The sequence below is a fragment of the Sorangium sp. So ce406 genome (assembly GCF_051474675.1).
Classification (GTDB): domain Bacteria; phylum Myxococcota_A; class Polyangia; order Polyangiales; family Polyangiaceae; genus Sorangium; species Sorangium cellulosum_G.
In genome coordinates, this window is sequence record NZ_CP150340.1 from 8,528,483 (window position 1) to 8,551,903 (window position 23,421).

Sequence of the window (23,421 nt, forward strand, 5' to 3'; positions counted from 1 at the left end):
GGCGACTTGTCCTAACGAGCTCGATGCTACTTGCCACCCGCGGCGGCGGCCGGCTGCCCGGGGGCATCCGCGAGGCCGCTCACGATCTTCTCGACGAAACGCACCGCTGGCCGCTCTTCGAGCGGGGTCGTCACCCCGCCCTTCTCGAACGCGACCGCCTGGAGGTTGATCGTCTTGCCCTCGACGGCCGTGAAGGAGTGGCTCGATCGCACCTCGAAGCGGTAGCCGCGGAGGTAGGAGAACACCCCGTACCCGTTGCCTTGCAGGTTCACGAGCACCTGGAGGGTGTGATCCCCCGGCGGGACCGAGCCGTTGAAGATCGGGATCTCGGACTGCTCCGCGAGGGCTCCGGACTGATCGGTCTTGTTGTACTGGACGGCGCCATCCAGGACGATCAGCACGCGCGTCACGCGGAACGCGGTCGAGAGCTCGTTGTTGAACTTGATCGAGGCGCGCGAGCCGGCGCCGCCCCCGGAGAGGATCGTGTCGCTGAGGAGCGAGAGCCGCGTGTGGCTGCGGCGGATCTGCTCCTTGAGCTCATCGATGCGCTGCTCCAGATCGCGAAGCCGCACCGAGTACGTCGGGCCATCCATCGCGGGCGCGGCGGCGGGGCCGGCGGCGCCGGCAGCCGGCGCGGCGGCGGTGGCCGGCGACGCCGCGGTGCCCGCGGACGGCGCGCCCGCCGTGGCGGGTGACGCCGCCGTGCCCGCGGACGGCGCGCCCGCCGTGGCGGCGGGCGCAGGGGCGGGCTGCGCTCCCTTCGCTGTCGAGGCGGCCGGCGCCGTCGAGGCAGCCGGCGGTGTCGAGGCGGCCGGCGCCACAGAGGCGGCGGGAGCAGCGGTCTGGCCCGTCGCGCCGCCCGGGCTCTGGGCAAGGGCGGGCATGGCCATCAAGAACGAGGCCCCCACCCCCACAGCCAGCATCCTGATAAGTCGCATCGAAAGGTAACCTCGTGGTTTTACCCTCGTCAGCAGAGGGGGGCGACCTCACGCCCGGTGCCGGCGAGTCTAGTGGCGGCAGGCTTCCGAGCGCAACGACCTGGACAGCTTCCTCTGTCCCGCGGGGCGTCCGTCGCCTGCGACGCGACGAGGCGCCACACGATGCAGCCGGAATCGTGCCGGAGCCCTCTTTCCGCTCCGCGCGCGGACGGCGTTTCCGGCAAGCTCCCCGGCAAGCGAGCGACGCGCTGCCGAGGACGCCGCGCGCCGGGGCTCCCGTCCGGCGAGCGCCTCCGCGCGAGCCGCCCTGTTCACGGGCGAAGGGGGCTCGCTCGCTCGGGGGCGGATCCGCTAAGGTGCGCTTGTGTCAGGGGAAGGAGAGCGCCTCAGATCTTCGAGCCGCGCTGCGCGTCCGATCCGACGCCGCGGTCGTCGCCACGAACACCCCGCCGCTCGGGTCGCCGAAGGAGCGCCGCAGAGGCTCGGCCGCTCCGGGAGCTAGGATGGTCCCGATTTCTCGAGAGGAGGTCACGGACGAAGCGCTGATGATGCGCTTTCAGGGTGGGGACCGCGCCGCGTTTGCCGGGCTCGTCCGGCGGCACAAGACGTCCATCTACAACTTCATCCTGCGGCAGGTCCGCGGGCCTGCCGTCGCCGAGGATCTGGTGCAGGATGTGTTCGTGAAGATCGTGCAGAGCGCCTCCGATTTCAAGCACGAGGCGAGGTTCACCACCTGGGCCTACGCGATCGCGCGCAACGTCTGCATCGATCACCTGCGCAAGATGGCGCTCCGGCGCCACCCGTCGCTCGACCAGGGCTCCGGCGACGGCGGCGACGGGCCCACGCTCGGCGAGCGGACCGCGGACCCGGCGCCTCAGGCCGCGGTGGACCGGGCCGCGATCGGGACCGAGATGGGGCAGCTCATCGTCCGGGCGGTCGAGGGGCTCCCGCACGAGCAGCGGGAGGTCTTCCTCCTCCGGGAGATCGGGCACGTGCCTTTCAAGGACATCGCCCAGATCGTGGGGGTGCCCGAGAACACGGTGAAGAGCCGCATGCGCTACGCCCTCGAGCGGCTCCAGGAGGCCCTCTCCGAGTACGAGGATTACGCGAGGGCGCTGCGCTAGCGCACCGGAAGAGCTGCCTATGGACTGCGAGAAGTTCGATCAGCACGTGATGGACGCGCTCTACGACGAGCTCGACGAGCTGACGTATGCGGCCATGAAGCGGCACATGGATGGCTGCGCCCGGTGCGCCGCGGCGTTCTCGGGGCTGCGCGCGGCCCGCGACGTCAGCTCCTTGCCGCTCGAGGAGCCGAGCGAGGAGCTCGAGGCGCGGATCCTCGAGGCGGTCGAGGTCGCGCAGAAGAAGACGCCGTTCCGGCGCAAGGCGCTCCGCGCGCTCGCCTGGGCGGGCAGCCACGCGATGCGGCCGCAGCTCGCGATGGCGGCGCTGTTCGTGCTCGTCATCGGATCGAGCCTGCTGCTGCTGCGGCCGAAGACGGGCGTGGCGCCCGTGCGGGTGACCGAGTGGGGCCAGCCTGCGTCGGATCAGCACGAGCCGCCCAGCGTCGCCGCGCCCGTCGCGGCGGCCCCCGCCGCAGAGGAGGACGGCCGGCGCCTGGCCGAGGCCAAGGCGAGCGAGCCGCCCCGGGCGATGGAGGCGACGAAAGAGAAGAGCGCGCGCGGGGCCGGCGCCCCCGAGGACAGCGCGAGCGTCGCGCTCCGGGATGCGCAGGCGCTGCAGCGCAAGTCGGGCTGCGCGGCCGCCCTCGGCAAGCTCGACGAGATCGGCGCGCAGTACCCGGGCACGTCGGCCGCGCACGCGGCGATGTGGGAGGCGGCCAGGTGCTATCAGGCCTCCGGGGACGCCGAGAAGGCGCGCGAGCTGCTGCTCGCGCTCCGCTCCGCCAAGGGCTATGGCGATCGCGCCGAGCAAATGCTCGCGGGCCTCGACGAGACCGCCGGGCGCGCGAAGGTGCAGAACGCGGCCCCGGCGGCCACCGCGGGCGCCTCGGCGGCGCGGCGCGCCGCGTCCAAGGCGGCGGCGCCCGCCGCGCCCCCGCCTGCGGCCGAAGGCGACGAGCAGGGCGCCCCGCGGCCCGCGCAGGCAGAGCCTCCCGCCACGATGTCACGCTGACGGCACGCCGCCGGACGGACGCCCGCGTCAGTTCGAGGGCACCGGTGCGTCGCGGATGTAGGCGATCGTCCGTATCGTGTCCACGATGCGCTCGCGATCGTCCGGCGTGAGATCGACGAAGCGGATCCCCATGCCCGGGTTCGGGTTGTCGTGGAGCGGGCGCACCTCATTGACCCACTGCACCGTCCCCTCGAGCACGTACGAGCCGTCGGACCCCGGCGGCGAGAAGCGGAGCGTCAGCCGCGTGCCGATCGAGAGGGGCTGCGTCGTGCGGACGAAGATGCCCATCTCCGAGATGTTCGTGATCGATGCGTAGAGGAACGTGTCGTCGGTCTCGCAGTCGACGAGCCACGTGACGTCGAGGCGCTCGGACGAGCGGCGGTCGAGCGAGTCCGGGGCGAGGCTCTCGCGCTCGGCCTCCTCGCCGGCATGATTCGCGTCACCATAGGCGCTGGCCTGCGCGCGGGAGCCCGATGAACCGCCAGGCGCCTCGGGCGGATGGTTGGAATCACCACGGCCCCCGGTCATGTTTCTGCGACTAGCCGCTTTCCGCACGCGCGTCGAGGGCGCTCGACACCGGATCCCGCGCATCGACGACGCTCGACACCGGGGATCGCGCTCGCCTCCTCGGCTCGCGGCGAGAGGCCGCGCGACGCGGCAGGGTCGGGAATCCCACAACGGCGGCTCACCGCACGCGGATGACGCCGCCGCGGACGCGGTTCTCATGCTCGGGCCCGCGCGTCACCTGGAAGCGCGTCTCGCCGGCGAAGAAGCCGAAGTAGAGCGTGTAATCGCCCGGGGTGAAGTTGGGTTCGAGCTGGAGCTCGTGGTCGTCCACGAGGATGTCGCCCGGTTGCCACAGGCTCAGCGGGTAGCGGCCCTCGAGCACCGGATGATCGCCGTTGTAGCGGCGCTGGAACCCGTCGATGTGAACGAACATCTTCCAGTTGCCGGTGATCGGCTGGTGGACGCGAAAGTAGGTCCGCAGGTGGTAGCTCTTCTGGGGGACCACGCTCGAGACCGCCCGGCCGTCGTCATCGGTCAGCTCCCAGCCGAGCACCTCGAGCTCGTCCTCGAACATCGCGTCGACCGGGTTGGCGGGAGCGGCGGGCTCGTCGAGCACGACGCGGCTGAGCCAGCTCTCGTTCGGCCTGCCGCCGAGCTCGTTGGACGCGAGCAGGATCTGGCTCGAGCGCCCGTCGAGCACGGGCAGGTTGCGCTTGTGGTGCTTGCGGAAGAGGCTGTTCAGCCTCGGTAGCTCGTCGGATTTCACGACGAGCCAGCGACGCGCGGCGGAAGCGGAAGCAGAGGCGCCGTCCGCGGAGCCCGTCGGCGCGGGGGCGGTGAGCCAGGTGAACGCCTGCTGGGCATCGCTGAACGAGGTGATCTCGCCCCCCTGGTAATAGGCCGCGGCGCGGCTCCGGACGCCGAGCGTCGCGAGCGGCTCGCCGGGCCTGCGCAGCGTCTCGTACGACTCGAAGACCTCCTTCGGCGAGAGCTGGGCCGCGAGCGCCGGGTAGTACCAGAAGCTCAGCAGGAACCCGGCGATGAGGCCGGCGAGCGGCGTGCCGAGGGCGCGGGGGACGGAGGTGCGCGCGACGACGAAGCGAAACGCGTCGCGGATCGCGATCAGCACCACGGGGCCCGCCCCGAGCAGCAGGGGCAGCGCCCACCAGGCGTTCATCCCGACAGCGGCGAGGTGGTTCGGCATCCTCGCGACGGTCCCCCACCCGACGCGCTTGCCGACGAAGAGCATCGCGCCGACGCCGATGAGCGCCGCTTCGAGGACGATCAGCAGGAACAGCAGGTTGCCGTTCCAGATGCGGGCGAGCTCCGCGGTTCCGGCGTGGCCGTCGTCGGCGAGGCGCCGCGCCCACGCCCTGAGGCCGCGATCGAGGGAGCGGGGTTGCTCCTCGAACCAGGTGAGCGCCACGAGGCCGGCGAACACGAGCAGAACGAGGCGCATCGCCGAAGCCGCCTCGTCCTCGAAGCTCTTCGGGAAGACGGGCTTGTCGACGGAGAAGACGCTGAGGGCCCTGTCGGGCGAGAGGACGAGGTCCCGGTAGAGGACGAAGGCGAGCACGGAGCAGCCGACGGCGAGCGCCCGGGACGAGGGCGCGCCGCGCTCGAGATCGCGGATGGCGAGCGCGGCGATCGCGGCGAGGAGCGCGGGGGCGCTGAACGGGAGCGCCCCGGCGTGCGGCGCGAGCAGCGCGAAGGCGCCGTAGGCGAGCGCCGACGTGACGACGAGCGCGACGCGGACGCACGCCTCCGGATCGAGGCCGGGCGCGGCCGCGGCGGCCGCTCGGTCCGCGGCAGGGGCGCGGAAGATCCGGCCGACGGCGAACGGCAGGAACGCGCTCCATGGAAAGAGGGCGTGTCCGAGCTGGCGCAGCGTGAGATCGAACGTGGACTCGACCGGCGGCTTCTTCAGGAGCGCCACGCCGAGGGCGCGCGGGAGCGGCTCGCCGGCGCTCGCGCTCGCGAGCACGGCGACGCCCTTCACGATCGCGGCGACGCCGAGCAGCAGCGCCGCGCCGCCCACGAGGTCGCCCAGCGCGGCGCGCGGGCCCTCCGGCGCGGACCACGCGCCGGACGTGCGGAGCAGGAGCCAGGTGAGGCCCGCGCCGAGCGCGGGGACGGCGACGCCGATCAGCAGGCCGCGGCTGAGGTATCCGGCGGCGAGCCCGAGGAGCCCGACCGCGATCCACGCGACGGGCGCGATCGGGGCGGCCCGCGGCGCGGGTCGCGCGCCCTCGATGAGCGCGCCGGTCAGCCCGCAGAACGCCATCGTGAGCGCGGCCATGGTGACGATGTCGCCGAGCATCGTGCGGGCCTGCATCACGTAGAGCGGCATCGTCACGAGCACCGCGACGCCGTACAGGCCCGCCTTGCGGTCGACGAGGCGCGCGAGGAACTCGTACAGGACGAGCGCGCCGGCGAGCCCCCACAGCGCGAGCGGGAGGCGCCCGGCCCAGTCGTGCAGGCCGAACAGCCGGAAACCGAGCGCCATCGAGGTGAATCCGAGCTCGCCCATCCCGAGGTCGGTCAGGGTCGGCATCTGCCCGGCGGACCCCTCGAGATCCAGGCCGCGCGCGCCGAAGGCGTGGATGGCGATGCGGCGGGCGAGGTCGGCCCGGTCGAGCTCGTACGGGTCCCAGATGCCGCCCTTGCCGAGGAGGGGCAGCAGCCCGAGGGCCGCGAGCGCGAGGGCCACGAGCCGCGCAGGGCCGCCTTGCCGGGCGCCAGCGACCGCGCCGGACCGGCCCGTGGCCGGCGCACCGCCGATCTCGGCCGAGCGCTCCGCGCGGGGCGGCGCCTCGGCAGGGGGCGGGGCTTCGCGCTCGTGCGGCTCGGGGACGGCGGGCGGGGCTCCGCTGTGTGGGTCCCCTCGGTGGTCGCTCGACATGCGAGGCAACCCCTTACCGCCTTCGCGCGCGCTTGACCACGGATCGCAGGGAATGGTTTGTGGCCCCCCTTGGCGTCTGCTATCGCGCGCGGCGTGGTGAAAGGCCGTCTCAAGAGCACGCCCCAGGACGCGAAAGCGCGCCCGCAGGCACCGAAGCCCTCCCGGGCCGCCGCTGGCTCCCGCCCCGCCAAGAGCGATGGCCGAGGCAGCCGCCGCGGCGCGCCCTCCGGCCAGGAGCCTCGGGCCGGCGATGCGGCGATACCGCCGGGGCGCGCGCCCCGGCGCGACAGCGAGGCGCGCGCCGAAGGCGGGCCGCGTCGCGCGGGCAAGCAGGGCGGCGCGGAGCGCGCTGGCAAGCGGGGTGACGCGGAGCGGCCCGGCGCGGAGCGCGCTGGCGCCCGCGGCGGCGCTGAAGGCGCGGCCAGGCGAGGCGGCGCGGAGCAGGGCGGCGCGGCGCGGACGGCGCAGAAGCGGCGCTCCGCGGCGCGCTCACCCGACGCAGCCCGCTCACCCGACGCAGCCCGCAGCCCGACCGGACGTGGGCCGCGCCCCGGCGGCGGCGCGAAGGGGCGACCGCCCCGGGAGCACGCGGCGGGCGCGCGGGGCGGCGCGCAGCCGCAGCGGAGGAAGGGCGACGGACCGAGGCCGACGGAGCAGGCCGACGCCTCCTTGCCGAGGCGATCCGGGCGCGTGGCCCTGGTCGGGCGGCCCAACGTGGGCAAGTCGACGCTGCTCAACGCGGCGCTCGGCCATCCGCTCGCGATCGTCTCGCCGACGCCGCAGACGACGCGCGACGCGATCCTCGGGGTCGTGCACCACGGCCCGGCGGAGATCGCGCTGCTCGACACGCCGGGGCTCCACCGGCCGCGCACAGAGCTCGGGCGGGTCATGAACCAGGCGGCGCGCGAGGCAGCGCGCAGCGCCGACGTCATCGTGTTCGTGACGGAAGCGCCGGATCCGGCGCGCCTCCCGCGGCGCGTGAAGGAAGACGAGGAAGGCCCGCCGCTCGCGCCGCACCCGGGCGACCTGACGCTGCTCGCGGACCTCGGGAGCGAGGCGCCGGTGGTGTTCGTGCTCAACAAGGTCGACCGGATGCGGGACAAGGCGCTGCTGCTGCCGCTCCTCGACGCGTTCGCCAAGCTCCGGGATTTCGCGGCGATCGTGCCCATCTCCGCGCTGCGCGAGGACGGCGTCCGGCGCGTGCTCGACGAGGTGGGGAAGCTTTGCCCCGAGAGGGACTGGAGCTTCGCGCCCGACGAGCTCACCGACAGGCCGACGCGCTTCTTCGCCGCCGAGTACGTCCGCGAGCAGATCCTCCGCGCGACGAAGGCCGAGGTGCCGCACGCGAGCGCCGTGCAGATCGAGCGCTACGTCGAGCCGACGGGCGACGGCGCGCTGCACATCGACGCGACCATCCACGTGGAGCGGCCGGGGCAGAAGAAGATCTTGATCGGCGCCGGCGCGGAGCAGCTCAAGCGGATCGGCACGGAGGCCCGTCTGCGCATCGAGGAGCTCGTGGGACGGCAGGTGAACCTCAAGCTCTGGGTACGGGTGACGCCGGAGTGGCGCGAGTCGCTGCAGCGACTGGAAGAGCTCGGCTACAACAAGGGAGACGCCTCGTGAGCGCGGCAAAACCAGCTCTTTCCAGATTGTCCAAGCGTGGCCAGGGCGCCGCCGGAGGCGGCCGGGCGGTGAAGAAGGGCGACGCCCCCGAGGCCAGGGGCGCAAGGGGCGGTGTCGGTCCCCGGAAGGGCGCTGGCGCCTCGAGAACGGGCACCGGCGCCTCGAAAACAGGCGCCGGTGCTTCGAGAACGGGCGCTGGCACCCCCGCAAAGATCGCTGGCGGGCGCGGCAAGGCCGCCGCTGGGTCCGGCAAGGCACCTGCCGCGCCGATCAAGGCACCTGCCGCACCCCGCAAGGCGCCGGCCGGATCCACCAAGGCGCCCGCCGGATCCCGGAAAGGCAGCAGTTCAGGCCCTGGCAAGGGGCGCGCTCCCGCCGAGCCGAGCCGCCTCGAGCGGGCGGAGGACCGAGACGAGCTCCCGGTGGAGCTCGCCGAGGAGGCGCTCGCTGCGGCCGAAGAGGCCGCGGCCGACGCGCCGGCGCCGATCCCCTCGGCCGGGATCGTGGCGCTGGTCGGGCGGCCCAACACCGGCAAGAGCACGCTGTTCAACCGGCTGGTCGGCAGGCGCGTGGCGATCGTCCACGACGAGCCCGGGGTGACGCGCGACCGCCACTACGGCGACGTCACGTCGCGGGGGCGGCGGTTCACGCTCGTCGACACCGGCGGGTTCGACCCCGAGAGCGACGATCCCATGCGCCAGGGGATCAAGCGGCAGATCGACCTCGCCATCACCGAGGCCGACGTCATCGTGTGCGTGCTCGACGCCGTGACGCCGGTCACGCCCTCCGAGCACGCCGAGCTCGGCCTCCTGCGCCGCGCCGGCAAGCCCGTGATCTACGTCGCGAACAAGGCGGACTCGCCGCGCGCGGAGGCCGAGGCGGCGGAGCTGTACCGCCTCGGCATGGAGCGGCTCATCCCGATCAGCGCGCTCCACGGCCGCGGCATCTCCGACCTGGAGATGGCCATCGAGGCCGCGCTGCCCGCCGAGCCAGCGGCGACCGAGCTGTCGGCCGAGGGCGCGCTCCGCATCGCCATCGTCGGGCGGCCGAACGCCGGGAAATCGTCGCTCGTGAACCGCATCTCGGGCGAGGAGCGGATGCTGGTCGACGCGCAGCCGGGCACGACGCGCGATCCCATCGACACGCTGGTCGATCGCGACGGCAAGCGGCTCTTGCTCATCGACACCGCCGGCATCCGCCGCAAGGCGAAGGTGACGAAGGAGGACAGCGCCGTCGAGGCGGTCAGCGTGATGCACGCGATCCGCGCCATGGAGCGGGCCGATGTCGTGCTCCTGCTCAGCGACGCGGCCGAGGGCGTGGCCGAGCAGGACGCGAAGATCCTCGGGCTGGCGGTCGATCGGGGGTGCGGCATCGTGATCGGCCTCAACAAGATCGATCTCCTCGACCGGAAGGCGCTCGCGAAGGCGGAGGAGGACGCCCGTGACAAGCTCGCGTTCGTGCCGTGGGCGCCGATCGTGCAGGTGAGCGCGCGCAGCGGGCGCGGCGTGGCGAAGCTCCTCGAGACCGTGGGCCAGGTGGCCGACGCGTACCGGAAGCGCGTGCCTACCGGAGAGCTCAACCGCTTCTTCGAGCAGATCCTCCTCACCCACCCGCCGCCCACGCACGGCGGGCGCGCGCCCCGCCTGTTCTTCGTCACGCAGGCCGAGACCTCGCCGCCCCTGTTCGTCGTCGTCGCGAGCGATCCCGAGAAGCTCCACTTCAGCTACCGGCGCTACGTGGCGAACCAGCTCCGGCAGGCGTTCGGGCTCGAGGGCGTGCCGGTCCGGGTGAAGTACAAGGAGCGCAGGCGGCGGGGGTAGGCCAGGGCGCCCGCACAGAGGCGCCCCGGTCAGCCCGCGCGCTCCGCCGTGCCGGCCCGCGCGCTCCGCCGTGCTGGCCCGCGCGTTCTCCCCTGCTCGCCTGCACGCTTTGCCATCGAAGTGACAGCGAGGCGTGACGCGACGCCCACAGGCGACGGCGAGCATCGCGCGCATGAAGCGTCGAGATCTGCTGCGTACGTCGGCCGCCACCGCGGCCTTTGCACTCGGTTCGCGGTTCTGGCGACACGCCGTTGCCGCGCCCGCCCACCCCGGCGCGAGCCCCTACGGGCCCATCGCCGCCACGCCGGACGCGAACGGGCTCCGGCTGCCGGCGGGCTTCACCTCGCGCGTCATCGCGGTGACGGGGCTGCCGGTCTCCGGCACCTCGCACATCTGGCACGCGGCCCCGGACGGCGGCGCCTGCTTTCCACTCGACGACGGGGGCTGGGCCTACACCTCGAACAGCGAGGTCCCCCTGATCGGCGGCGCGGCCGTTGTGCGGTTCGACGCCGCGGGGCGCGTGGCCGGCGCGCGCACCATCTTGAGCGGCACGACGTCGAACTGCGCGGGCGGCCCGACGCCCTGGGGCACGTGGCTCTCGTGCGAGGAATGGGACGGGGGCAACGTGTTCGAGTGCTACCTCGACGGCCGACAGGCGGCGCGGCGCTCCGACCTCGGGACGTTCGCGCACGAGGCCGTCGCCGTGGATCCCGCCGGGCGCCGCCTGTACCTGACCGAGGATCGCCCGAACGGCAGGTTCTACCGCTTCACCCCGGATCGCTATCCGTCGCTGGCCGACGGGCGCCTCGAGGCGGCGCGGGTCTCCTGGAGCGCGGACGGCCTGAGCGGCACGGTGAGCTGGGTCCGCGTCGAGACGTGGATCTCGGCGGCCTTGAACCCCTTCACGTCCAGCCGGACCACGGCCTTCGACGGCGGCGAGGGCTGCTGGTGCGACGATGGAGTCGTGTACTTCACGACCAAGGGGGACAACCGGATCTGGGCCTACACGCCGGCGAGCTCAAGCCTGGAGTGCATCTACGCCGCGGATCTCCACCCGGCGTCCCCGCTGCGCGGCGTGGACAACCTCGTCGTCTCGCGCTCCGGCGACCTCTTCGTGGCCGAGGACGGAGACGACATGCAGATGTGCCTCATCACGCCGGATCGCGTCGTCGCCCCGTTCCTCCAGATCGAGGGGCACGCCGGCTCCGAGATCACCGGCCCGGCGTTCAGCCCTGCCGGCCATCGGCTCTACTTCAGCTCCCAGCGCGGGCTGGACGGGATCGGGATCGGGATGACCTTCGAGGTGAGCGGCCCGTTCCGGGGCTGACGCTGGCAAGCGAGGAGCGCTCGCCACCAGCCGTCACCCCGCCGCGCCGGGCAGCGGCGCCAGCACGTCGGCGATCCTCGCCAGGCCGGCCACGTCGTAGATGTCGTACGGGAAGGCGGGGACGTCGACGCGGACGCTGCCGCCGCTCTGCTCATCCTCGAGCGCCGCCTCGAGGGCGATCAGGTTGAGCTGATCGAGCTTGCCCATGCGGCTCTCGTCCTGGGCGGCCTGGAGCAGGCGCGGCGCGGCGTCGGGGCCGAGCTCGAGGCCGCTCCCGCCGAGCGCGGCGGCGATCTCGGCGGCGCCGGGGAGCGCGCCGTACTCCGGGTGGACGCGGTTCACGACGAACGCGTCGCGGCGCATCGCCTGCTCGCGCAGGCGGTCGGCGAAGTACAGCACCTCGCGCACGCAGAGCGGATCGGGCGTCGTGACGAGCACGTACGCCACGTCGGGGCCGCGGAGCGCCGAGGCCACCGCGTCCGCCCGCTGCTTCCAGCCGCCGAAGACGGCGTTCATCTCGCTGATGAACGCCGCGATCTGCTCGAGGAAGCCGCTGCCGGTCAGCTTGCCGATGCCCCGCAGCACCGCGGCGGTCGAGCGCGCCAGCAGGTTGAGCGAGAGCCTGCCGGAGCTCTGGAAGGCCTGCACGAACCAGCGCGTCGCCGCGCTGTCGATGGCGCCGACGAGCCGCTCCGGCGCGTCGAGGAAATCGAGCGCGTTCGCCGTGGGCGGCGTGTCGAGCAGGACGAGATCGTAGCCCGGGTCGTTCCTCACGGCGTAGAGCTTCTCCATCGCCATGTACTCCTGCGTGCCCGCGAGCGACGTGGAGATGTACTTGTAGAGGACGTTGCCCAGGATCCGGTCGCGCTGCTCCGGCGACGGGGCGAGCGACGCGACGAGGCCGTCGAAGGTCGACTTCGTGTCGAGCATCATGACGGTCATCGAGCCGGGCACGTCGATGCCGGCCCTGGCGAACCGCACGGGCTCGATCGTCTGGGCCTCCGTCTTCATCTCCTCGAGCCCGAGGCTCTGGGAGAGGCGGCGCGCCGGGTCGATCGTCAGGCAGAGGACGCGCTTGCCGCGGCGGGCTGCGGCGAGGCCGAGCGCGGCGGTCGTGGTCGTCTTGCCGACGCCGCCGCAGCCGACGCAGAGGATCACCCTGCGGGAGGCGAGCAGCGGGGCGAGGCCGGCGTCGTCGGCCCGGAGGGACGCAGGGACGGCGAGGGAGCGATGTCGAGGGGGTGCGAGCGGGCCGGGCATGGCGCGCGACCTGAGGTCGCGGCCCCTTGTAGCACGAACCGGGGAGGCGCGAGCGCCCGGGCTGCGCCGTGGCGAGCGCGCTCAGGCGGCGGCGAGCGCGAGCGACCGAGCGCTCACGCAGCGCCGCGGCGAGCGCTCAGGCGCGAGCGTTCATGCGGCGCGGAGGATGCGCAGGCAGCCCGCGGCGGCGCGGGCGATGGAGGCGCCGCGCTCCGCCGTGCCGCCGCGGCCGCACAGCAGCACCTCGCCGCCCGCCACGGAGAGGCTCTGGACCTCGACCTCCGCGGTGAGCGCGGCGATGCGCGAGCCGACGGCCGCGTTCTGGACAGCGTCCGGGTTCGCGAGGAGCGGGGCGTAGGCGGCGAGCTCCTCGCACGCCGGCCAGGCGCCCGCCCCCGCGACGAGGCAGCCGCTGTCGTCCACCAGGACCACGACGTCGAGGTTCGCCTCGGAGCGCGTCGTCGAGAGCTGGTAATGCAGCGCGGTGATCGGATCGTCGCTGCGGCGGCGCCGCCGTTCGGAGGCGGGGGCCCCCTCCTCCTTTGTCGCGGCGGACGCTCCCCTCTCGGTCGCCCCCTCGGCCGAGAGCGCGCCCGGGTCGACCGCGCGCAGGGCGTGGCCCTCCGGCCCGTCGCCGCGCTGGCCGCCCGCGCAGTCATCCGACCCGCGCCGAGGCACAAGCTGCTGGTTCGATAACGACAACGACACGAACACCTCCTCGGCGCGAAGGATGGTCGCAGCGCACGGGGGCGGCCAACTTTGCTAAGTTCGATCGCGATGCGCGGCTTCATCGATCTCCACTGCCACTGGGTCGCCGGCATCGACGACGGCGCCCGCACCGTCGAGGAGAGCTTCGCCCTGCTCACCGCGCTCCGCGGCGCCGGGTTCGACACCGTCGTGGCCACGCCGCACATGCGCCCCGGCATGTTCGACAACACCCGGCAGAGCCTCCTCGCCGCCTACGACGCGACCTGCGCCGCCCTCGCCGGGGCGCCCGACCTGCCCGCGCTCGACCTCTCCTCCGAGCATTTCTTCGACGATATCGTCTTCCAGCGCCTCCTCGACGGCAGCGCCCTCCCCTATCCCGGCGGCCGCGCGGTCCTCGTCGAGTTCCCGACCCGGAGCTTCCCCGTCCGGGTCGCGGACCGGATCTTCGACCTCAGCCGCCGCAGGCTCCGCCCCGTCATCGCCCACCCCGAGCGCTACGAGCCGGTCTTCGACGACAGCGCCTCGCTGGATCCGCTGCTCGACGCGGGCGCCGTGCTCCTCCTCGACGTCGCGGCGCTCACCGGCAAGTACGGGCGCACCCCCCGCCGGGTCGCAGAGCGGCTCCTCGAGGAAGGGTACTACTACGCCGCGTGCAGCGACGCCCACGCAGCCAGGGACGTCTCCGACGTGCGCGACGGCATCAAGGCCCTCTTCGCCAGGGTCGGCGACGAGGAAGCGACGTTCCTGCTGACCGACGGCCCGCGCGCGATCCTCGAAGGACGCGTCGAGCCCTGAGACGACGAGGGGCCCCCTCCCTTGACGGGACGGCGCGCCCGGCTATAAGTGAACGCTCCGTTCACTATTCGCCATGGCGCAGGTCCTCAAAGACGACGTGCAGGACAGCATCGCCGCTGCCGCGCTGACGGTGTTCGCGCGGAAGGGGTACGAGAGCGCCACCATGGCCGAGATCGCCCGGGCGGCCGGCGTCTCCACGGGCAACATCTACCGGTACTACGCAAACAAGGACGCGCTCTTCTACGCGGTCGTGGACGACCGCTTCGTCCGCGCCTTCGCGCTCCTCCTCCGTCGCCGGGTGAAGGCGCTCGACGGCGTGGACGACGTCCGGACGCTCCCGCCGACGGCCACGTACCACCTCGCGTCCGAGGAGCTCCTCCGCTTCTGCATCGAGAACAGGCTGCGCGTCGTGATCCTCCTCGGGCGCGCGGAGGGCTCCAGGTACGAGCGGTTCGCCGAGGAGACCGTGGGGCGCCTCGCCGAGCTGGCGATCGAGCACTTCCGCGCCCTGGACCCGTGCCTCCGGGTGACCGAGGCGATGCGGTTCAACCTGGACCAGATCTACCGGAGCCTCGTCGGCACGATGGTCAGCACCCTCGCGCGCTTCGACGACGGCGCCGCCATCCGCGAGGCGGTCGACGGCTACGCGAAGTACCACCTCGCGGGGCTCAAGAGCTTCTTCGCATGAGGTTCGCTTTGTCTCAAAAGTGAACGCACCGTTCATTCATCGCGAGCTCGCCCCCGCCGCGGCGGGGGCGCACGGAGGCCACCATGCTGGAAAGCAGGCTTGATCTGCCGGTCGAAGCGCGCGCCGTCCTCGAGGAAGAGGAGGCGCTCCTCGAGCGCGTCCGCGCCGCGCTGGAGAGGGCGCGACAGCGCGGCGCTCGCCCGGCCGCGCCGCGCGAGCTCAGGTCGATCGCCGCGCTCCGGGAGCTCCGCGACGAGGCGGCCGCGGCGTCCGCCGACGATCTGCCGGCGGTGCTCCTCGAGATGAGCGTGCGACACCGCCTCATCGAGCAGGAGACCCGGGAGGCGCTGCCCGACCCGCGCTGCCCGTACCTCGCCCACCTCCGGGTCGACGAGGGCAAGGGGGCGAGGGACTACCTGCTCGGCCACGTGACGTTCCTGGATCCGTCGGCCGACGTGCGGATCCTCGACTGGCGCGTCGCGCCGGTGGCGCAGATCTTCTACCGGTACCGCGAGGGCGACGAGTACGAGGAGAGCTTCCCGGGGCGCGTCGCCGAGGGCGTGGTCAAGGCGCGCCGCATCGTCGTCGTGGAGCGCGGCGTGCTCACCCGGATCGTCGGCGACGGCCTGGCCCTGACGCAGCGGGGCGAGGGGCGGGGGACGCGGTGGATCGTGGAGGAGCGCGCGTCGCTCGCCATGCAGCCGGGCGGCGCGGGGACGGCCGCGCGCCCCGGGAGCCTGGGCGTCGGCGCCGGCGCCCTGGATCGGGCGAGGACCGCGGACGTCACCGCCCTGCTCGACCCCGATCAATACGCCGCTGTGTGCGCGCCCGCGCAGCAGCCGCTGCTCGTGCTCGGCAGCGCCGGGAGCGGCAAGACGACCGTCGCGCTGCACCGCCTCGCCAGGATCGCGGCGCTCGACCCGGCGCGGTGCCCGCTCTCGGCCATGAGCGTCGTCGTCCCCGAGGAGGGGCTCGCGCGGCTGTCGCGCCGCCTGCTCGCGCCGCTCGGCGCGGGCGAGGCCCAGGTGAAGACGCTCGACGCCTGGTCGGCCGCGACCGCGCGCGAGGTCTTCGGCCGGCCGATCGCCCTGTGCGCCGACCCGCCGGCGCTCGTCTCGAGCCTCAAGCGCCACCCGGCGCTCTACCGGGCCCTGTCGAGCGGCCGCTTCGCGAAGCTCGCCGCGGCGAGCACGACGCTCCCGCGGCTGCGCCGCCGCCTCGCCGACGTCTTCACGGATCGAGGGTTCCTCGAGGGCGTCGTCGCCGACTCGGGAGGGGACCTGCCGCGGACCGCCGTCGAGGAGACCGTCCGCCACACCGTGCTGCAGATCGCCGAGCCGCTCGAGAAGGAGCTCGCCGCGATCATCGTGCCGGAGATGAAGCGGGCGCTCGACGGCCGCCCCATCGCGGAGGGGACGCCGGACGAGCTCGCCGGGACGCTCGACGTCGACGACCTGCCGATCCTGCTGTTCCTGCGCGCCGCGCGCCGCGGGCTCGACGGGGCGGGGTGGTCGCACCTCGTGCTCGACGAGGCCGAGGACGTCTCGCTGTTCGAGCTGTTCGTGCTGGGCAAGCTCCTCGGCGAGGCGCGCAGCGTGACGCTCGCCGGCGACGAGGCGCAGCAGACCTCGTCGAGCTTCGCCGGGTGGGACGCGGCGCTCTCGACGCTCGGCGTGGGCGACGCGGCGACCTGCCGCCTCGCGGTGTCGTACCGGTGCCCGCGGCCGGTGACGGAGCTCGCGCAGCGGCTCCTCGGCAGGCTCGCGCCCGAGGCGCCCGCGCGCGCGGCGCGGGACGGCGCGCCGGTCGGGCTCTTCCGCTTCCCGGGCGAGGCGCAGGCGCACCTGTTCCTCGCCGGCGCGCTCCGCGACCTCGCCGGCCGGGAGCCCCGCGCCTCGGTGGCCGTCATCGCGCGGGACGCCGAGGCCGCGCGGCAGCTCCACGCGCTCGTCGCGGACCTGCCGGAGGCGAGGCTCGTGCTCGAGGGGGAGTTCTCGTTCGAGCCGGGCATCGACGTCACCGACGTGGACAGCGCGAAGGGGCTCGAGTTCGACTACGTCGTCGTGCCCGACGCGACCGCGGCGGCGTACCCGATGACCGACGAGGCCCGCCGGCGGCTCCACGTCGCGGTGACGCGGGCGTCGCACCAGCTGTGGCTCATCGCCGGCGCGGCGTGGTCTCCGCTCCTGGCGGACGCGGAGCGCTGACGATCTTCGCGGCGCTCGTCGCGCGCGGCCCGGCCGGGGCCGTGATCGCGGGCCGCGGGAGGGGGCAGTCGCCCACCGCCGTGGTCCCGGCGAGCGCGCCCCCGAGGACGGCGGCCGCGACGGCCCACGCCGCCTGCACCCAGCGCCGCGGCGCGGGCGGGAGCTCCGCCTCCACGGCCGAGTCGCCCCCCGGGTCGAGCGACTCGAGCGCCGCGCGGAGCTGCTGCGTCCGGAGGTGGGACGCTCCCCCGAGGATCTGGCCGATCCAGCCCGCGACCAGCGCGTCGTTGCCCGGGTGCGCGGCGCCCGGGACCGCCTCCTCGAGCGCGCGCATGAGCTGCGCGGCCGTCGCCGTGCGCGCCGTGGGCGACTTGGCGAGCGCCTCGGAGACGAGCCGATCGAGCGCAGGCGGGATCGGCTCGGGCGGCGGCGGCGCGCTCAGCCGCTCCGCGAACCCGCGCCGGGACGGGGCGGCGCGCGACGACAGCGGCGCGGCGGGCCGCTCGCTCGCGATGTGGGTCATCGTGCTCTCGCTGTCGTCGGCCTGGAAGGGATGCGCGCCCGACAGGAGCTCGTAGAGCAGCACCCCCACCCCGAAGAGATCGGACCGCCGGTCGCACGGCTGCCCGCGGATGTGCTCCGGTGCCATGTACGGCGCGCTGCTCCTGAACAGGAGCGCGCCCCCCTCGCCGCCCGCGGCCGCGGCGCCGCGCGGCGCCCGGGGAAAGCGCTCGGACAGGCGCTCTTCCTCGAACCTGGCGATGCCGAACTCGACCAGCCGGACGAGCCCCTCGGACGTGATGAGCACGTTGTCCGGCGACACGTCGTAGTGAAGGAGCTCGCGCGGGTTGCCGAGCTCGTCCCGCAGCTCGTGCGCCACGTCGAGCGCCGCGCAGATCTGGTAGGCGAGCCGCGCCGCGGCGAGCACCGGCGCCGGGCGCCCGCGCGCGGCGCGCAGCACCGACGAGAGCGGCTCGCCGCTCACCCACTCCATGACGTAGAAGAGCGTGCCTTCCTTCTCGCCCACGTCGACGACGGGCACCACGTTCGGGTGCCTGATGCGCGCCGCCAGCGCGGCCTCGTCGAGGAACATCCGCACGGCGTCCGGATCGGGCGAGAGCTCGGGACGAAGCGCCTTGATGGCAAAGAGCTTCTGAAACCCGTGCTCCCGCCTGAGCCGCGCCGCCCAGACCTCCCCCATCTCGCCTGCGGCCACCCGCAGGACGAGCTCGTACCGACCCAGGGAAAACCCTGGGAAAAGACGCCCCCCGCCCCCCACCTGGGAGGTGTGGCCCAGAGGTGAAGAGGTCGCCAGTGTTCCCGCCGAGGGACGATCACGATTGTTGTCTGGATTGTGAGACTCCCCGGCAGCCGGGAAACAACGGCTCCGCCCGCGACGTCAACGACGCTCATCCGTCCTTGGCCCGCGCGCGTTCCGCGTGCATCCTGGTCCGCGCGATCCAGAACGCGCGGCCGTGACCCCGTGAACCCGAGAACCCACGCTCCAGACGCACGGCCCCGGGACGCCGTCGAGACGACCGGCGCCGACCGTGCTCGGCAAGGTCCCTGCGCGCGTTGCGCGGACGTTGTCGGTCCTATCCGGGGTGCGGGGGTCTTGCTTCCTGAACAACTGGACAGTAAAGGTCTGGCGGAAACTGTCGCCCCGCCCATCGGGGATCCGCCTCCACGATCCCCGTCGGCCTCCCCTCCCCTTCGGCCCCCCTCCCCGAGGTACGCATGAGTGACGAGAAGAACACCAAGCAGAAGTCCGCCGCCCTGGAGCTCGCGATCGCCAGCGTCGAGAAGGAGTACGGCAAGGGCGCGATCATGCGCCTCAAGGACGGGCAGACGCTGCACGACGAGGTCGCGGCCGTGCCGAGCGGCTCGCTCGGCCTCGACATCGCCCTCGGCATCGGCGGCTACCCGCGGGGCCGCATCGTCGAGATCTACGGGCCTGAGTCGAGCGGCAAGACGACCCTCACCCTCCACGCCATCGCCGCGATCCAGCGGGCGGGCGGGACGGCCGCGTTCATCGATGCCGAGCACGCCCTCGACGTGAACTACGCGAAGAAGCTCGGCGTGAAGACCGAGGAGCTGCTCATCTCCCAGCCCGACTACGGCGAGCAGGCGCTCGAGATCGCCGACATGCTGGTCCGCTCGAACGCCGTCGACATCATCGTCGTCGACTCCGTGGCCGCGCTCGTCCCCAAGGCGGAGATCGAGGGCGACATGGGCGACAGCCACGTCGGCCTCCAGGCCAGGCTGATGAGCCAGGCGCTCCGCAAGCTGACCGGGACGACCTCGCGCTCGCAGTGCCTGCTGATGTTCATCAACCAGATCCGGATGAAGATCGGCGTCATGTTCGGCAGCCCCGAGACGACGAGCGGCGGCAACGCCCTCAAGTTCTACGCCTCCGTCCGGCTCGACATCCGCCGCATCGGCGCCATCAAGGAGGCCGCCGCGGGCGGCAAGGAGCCGGCGGTCGTCGGCAACCGGACCCGCGTCAAGGTCGTGAAGAACAAGATGGCTCCCCCCTTCCGCGAAGTGGAGTTCGACATCCTCTACGGCCAGGGCATCAGCCACAGCGGCGACGTCATCGACCTCGCGACCGAGGCCAGCATCATCGAGAAGAGCGGGTCCTGGTTCTCGTTCCAGGGCGAGCGCATCGGCCAGGGCCGCGAGAACGCCCGCACCTACCTGGAGCAGCACCCGGCGGTGCTCGAGAAGATCGAGCAGATGGTGCTCGCGAAGCACGGCGTCTCGCGCGCCGGCGGCGGCGCCGCGGCGAACGGCGCCGCGAACGCCGGCGCGAAGGGCGGGGCGGCCGAGGCCCCGGCGCCGGCGAAGGGGCGCGGCGAGCCGGCCCCGTCCGGTCAGGACGCCCGGCGCGCCCCGGGCAAGACGAACTGACGCCGGCCGACGCACCGCCATGCACCTCTACGTGATGCGGCACGGCCCGGCGGAGGATCGGGCGCGGAGCGGACGCGACGCCGACCGGAGGCTCAGCCCCGAGGGCCGCGAGCGCGTCCAGCAGGTCGCGAACGAGCTCCGCCGCATCCGCGGGGGCGCCCCGCTCGCGCGGGTGCTCGCGAGCCCCCTCGCGCGCGCCCGCGAGACCGCCGAGATCGCGGCGCCGATCTGCGGCGCGCCGGAGGTCGAGATCGAGGACCAGCTCGCGCTCGACGCCGGCCTGCCGCTGGCGCTCGTCGCCGCGCTCGCCCGAGGAGGCGCCGATGCGCTCCTGGTCGGGCACCAGCCGAACGTGGAGCACCTCGTCCGTACGCTCATCGACCCGCCCGGCCGGGGCGCCACCGGCCTGCTCCTCTCCAGCTTCACCACCGCCCTGATCGTCGCCCTCGAGCCCGAGCCGACCCCGCAGTCTCAAGGTCGATGGCGCGTGGCGCGGATCCTCGACCCCCGCGCGCTCGCCTAGCGAGGCGGGCGCGTGGCGGGGCGGGTGCGCCGTGTCATGAAGCAACGGGCTCGCGTCCCAGGCGGAAGGTGGCTCGACCGGGGCGATCCCCCGCGGCGGATCGCGGTGCGGGGGGGAAGTGCATGAATTTACGGCGGAAATGCAGATCGCGAGCGGGCGACGGCCGAGACGTCCACCCTACCCCTCCAGCGGGACCGATCCTCTGCTTACGGTTTCATAAAGCTGAATGATTCCGATGATTTCGGTCGCTCGCTTGACAAGGATCCCACCCGAGAATACGCCCAAATAAGGAGGATTGAGATGGCGGGACAGATGGCCTTCCCCTTCGCTCAACCCCCTCCAGGCCGTCTGTCGCGCAGCGGTGGGAAGGGCGCAGCGTCCTCTTCCCTTTGGCCGCGCGTCTCTCGTGCCGTCGTCCGGGTGCCCGATCCGCGGCACCACCCGATCGACATCGACCTGCCCTCGGGTCAGCCGCAGATCTTCGTGCACGAAGGGGCGCGCCAGGCGCTCATCCGGCGCCTGGAGCTGGCCCAGAAGCGGCCTGTCCTGCTCTCGGTCACCGACAACTTCCGGCAGATGATCTCCTCGTCGCTGCGGGAAGGCATCCTGCAGGCGCGCGTCCATCACATGTTCCTGGATGCGCCGGCGGTCGTTCAGGAGGCGCTCGTCCGGTACGTGGTGAACCAGGACCGGGCCGCGTCGCTCGTGGTCGGCCAGTACATCGACGAGAACGGCCATCGCATCCGGGCGAGCCGGCCGGTGAGCACGCCGCTCAGCACGCAGGGGCAGACGCACGACCTGCTGAGCCTGTTCCAGAAGCTCAACCACGCGTACTTCGGCGGCGCGGTCGACTCGCTGATCACCTGGGGCAAGCGGACGAGGGCGAAGAAGCCGCGGCGCACCATCAAGCTCGGGAGCTACTCCGCGATCGAGCGGCTGATCCGCATCCACCCGGTGCTCGACCGACCCTGGGTCCCCCGCTACTTCATCTCTTACGTCATCTACCACGAGATGCTCCACCACGTGATGCCGGCGAGCCACGGCAACGGGCGCCGGATGCTGCATCCGCCCCAGTTCCTCGCCCGCGAGCGGCTGTTCCGCGATTACGAGCGCGCCCTCGTCTGGGAAAAGGACCACGTGGGCAGGCTCCTCCGCACCTGACGCGCCGCCGCACGGCGGCCCCGCGCGATCGGGCGGGGCCGAGCGACGAACCATTGCGCGGCGTACCGGCTGGCTCTAAACCGGCGGACCCCCGTCGGGCCGGGTGAGCCGGTGCCGCACGGGCGAACCACCCCGTAACCTCGAAAGTGTGGAAGGCCAGCGTGCAGGAGATCGTCACCCAGGAAGCGAGCCCGAAGCGGGCGATGGAGGCGCTCGAGTGGGCCGCGGAGCGAGCAGAGAGGGCTGACGCGGCGCAGCCCGAGGCGTCCGCCGAGCCACGCACCTCGCCACGGGTGATCTCCGGGCGCCCCGCCGACTTCAAGGCGGCGGCGGCGATCTACCTGCCGGACGTCCGCAAGCAGCTCGACCGGATCATGATGAGCAAGGACGCCGAGGCCGGGCTCGACGCGCTGCTCGAGTCGGGCGCGCTCGCGGCGATGCTGCCCGAGGTCGAGGCGATGGTCGGGTTCGGCGATGGGGAGTGGCGCCACAAGGACGTCTGGAAGCACACGAAGCAGGTGGTGCGTCAGGCGGTCCCGAGGCTCGAGGTCCGGTGGGCGGCGCTGCTCCACGACATCGGCAAGACGAGGACGCGATCGATCTCGCCGACGGGCGAGGTCCATTTCTTCGGTCACGCGGAGGTCGGCGCGCGCATGTTCGACAAGATCGACCGGCGGCTGCCGCTCTTCGCGAAGGAAGAGGCGCTGAAGGGGAGCATCCGCTTTCTGATCCTGCACCACCTCCGGGCGAGCCAGTACGACCCGTCGTGGACCGACAGCGCGGTGCGCCGCTTCGCGAAGGAGATGGGCGGCTGCCTGAACGACGTGCTCGACCTGTCGCGGGCGGACATCACGACGAAGCGGCCCGAGAAGAAGCGGAAGGGGCTCAAGCAGATCAGCGACCTGGCCGAGCGGGTGCTGCAGGTTCAGGCCCAGGACGCGGTGGTGCCGCCGCTGCCGAGCGGGATCGGGGACGCCATCATGCAGGCGTTCGGATTGCCGCCGTCGCGGAAGGTCGGCGAGATCAAGCGGGCGCTCGAGCAGGCGGTCGAGTCCGGGGAGGTACCTTCCCACCAGGAGTCGGACGTCTACATCGCCTTCCTCCGGGAGAACGCGGCGCGCTTCGGGATCTAACAGCCTCTCACCGGAGGGGGGCTGAGCAGGTGGCGCACCGGGGGGGGACGCCGTCCTTGTGGTACAGCTCGCCGCAACGGCCGCAGAGACGGGCGTCGGCCTCGAAGGCGATGAGCTTGTCGGTCACCTTGCAACGAAGGCCCGCGACCTGGGGAGGCTCGAGAGAGCGCACCTCGCCGGCGGCGTCGTCGGGCGGCGGCAAGGCGCCTTCCTTGATCTCGGTCGCATGCGCGGGGACGCGCGACCTCGCCTCGGCCAGGGCGCGCGAGGCCGCCGGGAGGTGCGTCCGGAGCGGGATGGCGATCGCGGTGCCGCTGCCCTGGACCGTGAGCGCGGCCTCGGTGAGCAACAGGCGGGTGACGTCGTTCCAGCCGATGCGCTCGATCTCGCCAGGCCCGTTCTCGATCGCCACGCCGGCATCGCCGACACGGATGGGCTTCATCGACCAGTGGCCGAAGAGCGCCGACGCCGCGCCGAGGAGCGCCGCGAGGAGGAGCAGGTACGGCGCATACGGGTGCGCGCCCGCCTCCTCACCACGGAACCACTGGCCGTAAACGCCCGCGCCCGCGAGGAGCGCCGCGACGGACATGCCCAGCCAGGTGAGGCCGTGCGCGACCGACGCCTTCGGCTCGTAACGTCGCTCGCTCCGCGGATCGGTCCGCTGCCGCAGGAAGACGTCGCCGCCCTGCCCCGTGGACCCCGAACCCCTGCGCTTGCGCTTCACCGGTCTGTCGGCTGCCATCGGCGGCTTTCCTATCGGAGGAGACGCCAGGACGCAAAGGG

Annotated in this window: 19 protein-coding genes; 12 read left to right on the forward strand and 7 right to left on the reverse strand. The window is 73.1% G+C overall.

Annotated features, from left to right (window positions below):
- Window positions 1–26 precede the first annotated feature (26 nt).
- Complete coding sequence (locus WME96_RS31745) at window positions 27–938, reverse strand: hypothetical protein (RefSeq protein ID WP_437285329.1); 912 nt, start codon at window positions 936–938, stop codon at window positions 27–29.
- A 503-nt stretch (window positions 939–1,441) separates the two neighbouring features.
- Here WME96_RS31745 and WME96_RS31750 point away from each other — a divergent pair.
- Together WME96_RS31750 and WME96_RS31755 are read left to right on the forward strand one after the other, a co-directional pair.
- A complete protein-coding gene (locus tag WME96_RS31750; protein WP_437285330.1) occupies window positions 1,442–2,062 on the forward strand; it encodes an RNA polymerase sigma factor in 621 nt (206 codons plus the stop codon).
- A 19-nt stretch (window positions 2,063–2,081) separates the two neighbouring features.
- A complete protein-coding gene (locus WME96_RS31755; protein WP_437285331.1) occupies window positions 2,082–3,074 on the forward strand; it encodes a zf-HC2 domain-containing protein in 993 nt (330 codons plus the stop codon).
- Window positions 3,075–3,101: 27 nt separating this feature from the next.
- Here the strand turns inward: WME96_RS31755 and WME96_RS31760 are convergent, their stop codons facing one another.
- Window positions 3,102–3,602: a TIGR02266 family protein gene (locus WME96_RS31760; RefSeq protein WP_433928038.1), complete on the reverse strand. Its 501-nt coding sequence runs from the start codon at window positions 3,600–3,602 to the stop codon at window positions 3,102–3,104.
- 157 nt (window positions 3,603–3,759) lie between these two features.
- Window positions 3,760–6,483, reverse strand: a complete 2,724-nt coding sequence (locus WME96_RS31765; protein WP_437285332.1) for a glycosyltransferase family 39 protein — start codon at window positions 6,481–6,483, stop codon at window positions 3,760–3,762.
- A gap of 669 nt (window positions 6,484–7,152) precedes the next feature.
- Here WME96_RS31765 and era point away from each other — a divergent pair.
- The 3 genes from era (at window position 7,153) to WME96_RS31780 (ending at window position 11,253) form a co-directional block, all read left to right on the forward strand.
- Window positions 7,153–8,106 carry a GTPase Era gene (gene era, locus WME96_RS31770; protein WP_437285333.1) on the forward strand — a complete coding sequence of 318 codons (954 nt, stop codon included), beginning with the start codon at window positions 7,153–7,155 and terminating at the stop codon, window positions 8,104–8,106.
- A gap of 422 nt (window positions 8,107–8,528) precedes the next feature.
- The gene (gene der, locus WME96_RS31775; protein ID WP_437285334.1) at window positions 8,529–9,926 is read left to right on the forward strand and encodes a ribosome biogenesis GTPase Der; all 1,398 of its coding nucleotides are present in this window, start codon (window positions 8,529–8,531) and stop codon (window positions 9,924–9,926) included.
- A 172-nt stretch (window positions 9,927–10,098) separates the two neighbouring features.
- Entirely contained in the window at window positions 10,099–11,253 is a 1,155-nt protein-coding gene (locus WME96_RS31780; protein WP_437285335.1) for an alkaline phosphatase PhoX, read from the forward strand.
- Window positions 11,254–11,286: 33 nt separating this feature from the next.
- Here WME96_RS31780 and WME96_RS31785 read toward each other — a convergent pair whose 3' ends face one another.
- A complete protein-coding gene (locus tag WME96_RS31785) occupies window positions 11,287–12,513 on the reverse strand; it encodes an ArsA family ATPase (protein WP_437285336.1) in 1,227 nt (408 codons plus the stop codon).
- A gap of 150 nt (window positions 12,514–12,663) precedes the next feature.
- Window positions 12,664–13,221: a hypothetical protein gene (locus tag WME96_RS31790; protein ID WP_437285337.1), complete on the reverse strand. Its 558-nt coding sequence runs from the start codon at window positions 13,219–13,221 to the stop codon at window positions 12,664–12,666.
- Window positions 13,222–13,290: 69 nt separating this feature from the next.
- Here WME96_RS31790 and WME96_RS31795 point away from each other — a divergent pair, with 69 nt between their 5' ends.
- From WME96_RS31795 to WME96_RS31805, 3 genes are all read left to right on the forward strand, one after another.
- Entirely contained in the window at window positions 13,291–14,016 is a 726-nt protein-coding gene (locus WME96_RS31795) for a tyrosine-protein phosphatase (protein ID WP_437285338.1), read from the forward strand.
- 73 nt (window positions 14,017–14,089) lie between these two features.
- Window positions 14,090–14,704, forward strand: coding sequence for a TetR/AcrR family transcriptional regulator (locus WME96_RS31800; RefSeq protein ID WP_437285339.1), 615 nt, complete (start codon window positions 14,090–14,092; stop codon window positions 14,702–14,704).
- 83 nt (window positions 14,705–14,787) lie between these two features.
- On the forward strand, window positions 14,788–16,911 hold the full coding sequence (locus tag WME96_RS31805; protein WP_437285340.1) for an ATP-binding domain-containing protein: 2,124 nt from the start codon (window positions 14,788–14,790) through the stop codon (window positions 16,909–16,911).
- Here WME96_RS31805 and WME96_RS31810 read toward each other — a convergent pair.
- Window positions 16,862–18,127, reverse strand: a complete 1,266-nt coding sequence (locus WME96_RS31810) for a serine/threonine-protein kinase (protein WP_437285341.1) — start codon at window positions 18,125–18,127, stop codon at window positions 16,862–16,864. The two genes, WME96_RS31805 and WME96_RS31810, sit on opposite strands and share 50 nt — an antisense overlap.
- A 521-nt stretch (window positions 18,128–18,648) precedes the next feature.
- Here WME96_RS31810 and recA point away from each other — a divergent pair.
- The 4 genes from recA to WME96_RS31830 all read left to right on the forward strand — a co-directional run bounded on the left by recA (window position 18,649) and on the right by WME96_RS31830 (window position 22,638).
- Complete coding sequence (gene recA, locus WME96_RS31815; RefSeq protein WP_437285342.1) at window positions 18,649–19,821, forward strand: recombinase RecA; 1,173 nt, start codon at window positions 18,649–18,651, stop codon at window positions 19,819–19,821.
- A gap of 19 nt (window positions 19,822–19,840) precedes the next feature.
- Complete coding sequence (gene sixA / locus WME96_RS31820) at window positions 19,841–20,344, forward strand: phosphohistidine phosphatase SixA (protein ID WP_437285343.1); 504 nt, start codon at window positions 19,841–19,843, stop codon at window positions 20,342–20,344.
- 420 nt (window positions 20,345–20,764) lie between these two features.
- A complete protein-coding gene (locus WME96_RS31825; protein ID WP_437285344.1) occupies window positions 20,765–21,505 on the forward strand; it encodes a hypothetical protein in 741 nt (246 codons plus the stop codon).
- Between the two features lie 146 nt (window positions 21,506–21,651).
- The gene (locus tag WME96_RS31830) at window positions 21,652–22,638 is read left to right on the forward strand and encodes an HDIG domain-containing metalloprotein (RefSeq protein WP_437285345.1); all 987 of its coding nucleotides are present in this window, start codon (window positions 21,652–21,654) and stop codon (window positions 22,636–22,638) included.
- A 7-nt stretch (window positions 22,639–22,645) separates the two neighbouring features.
- On the opposite strand, the gene WME96_RS31835 is transcribed toward WME96_RS31830, so the two are convergent.
- The gene (locus WME96_RS31835; RefSeq protein WP_437285346.1) at window positions 22,646–23,380 is read right to left on the reverse strand and encodes a hypothetical protein; all 735 of its coding nucleotides are present in this window, start codon (window positions 23,378–23,380) and stop codon (window positions 22,646–22,648) included.
- Between the last annotated feature and the right edge of the window lie 41 nt (window positions 23,381–23,421).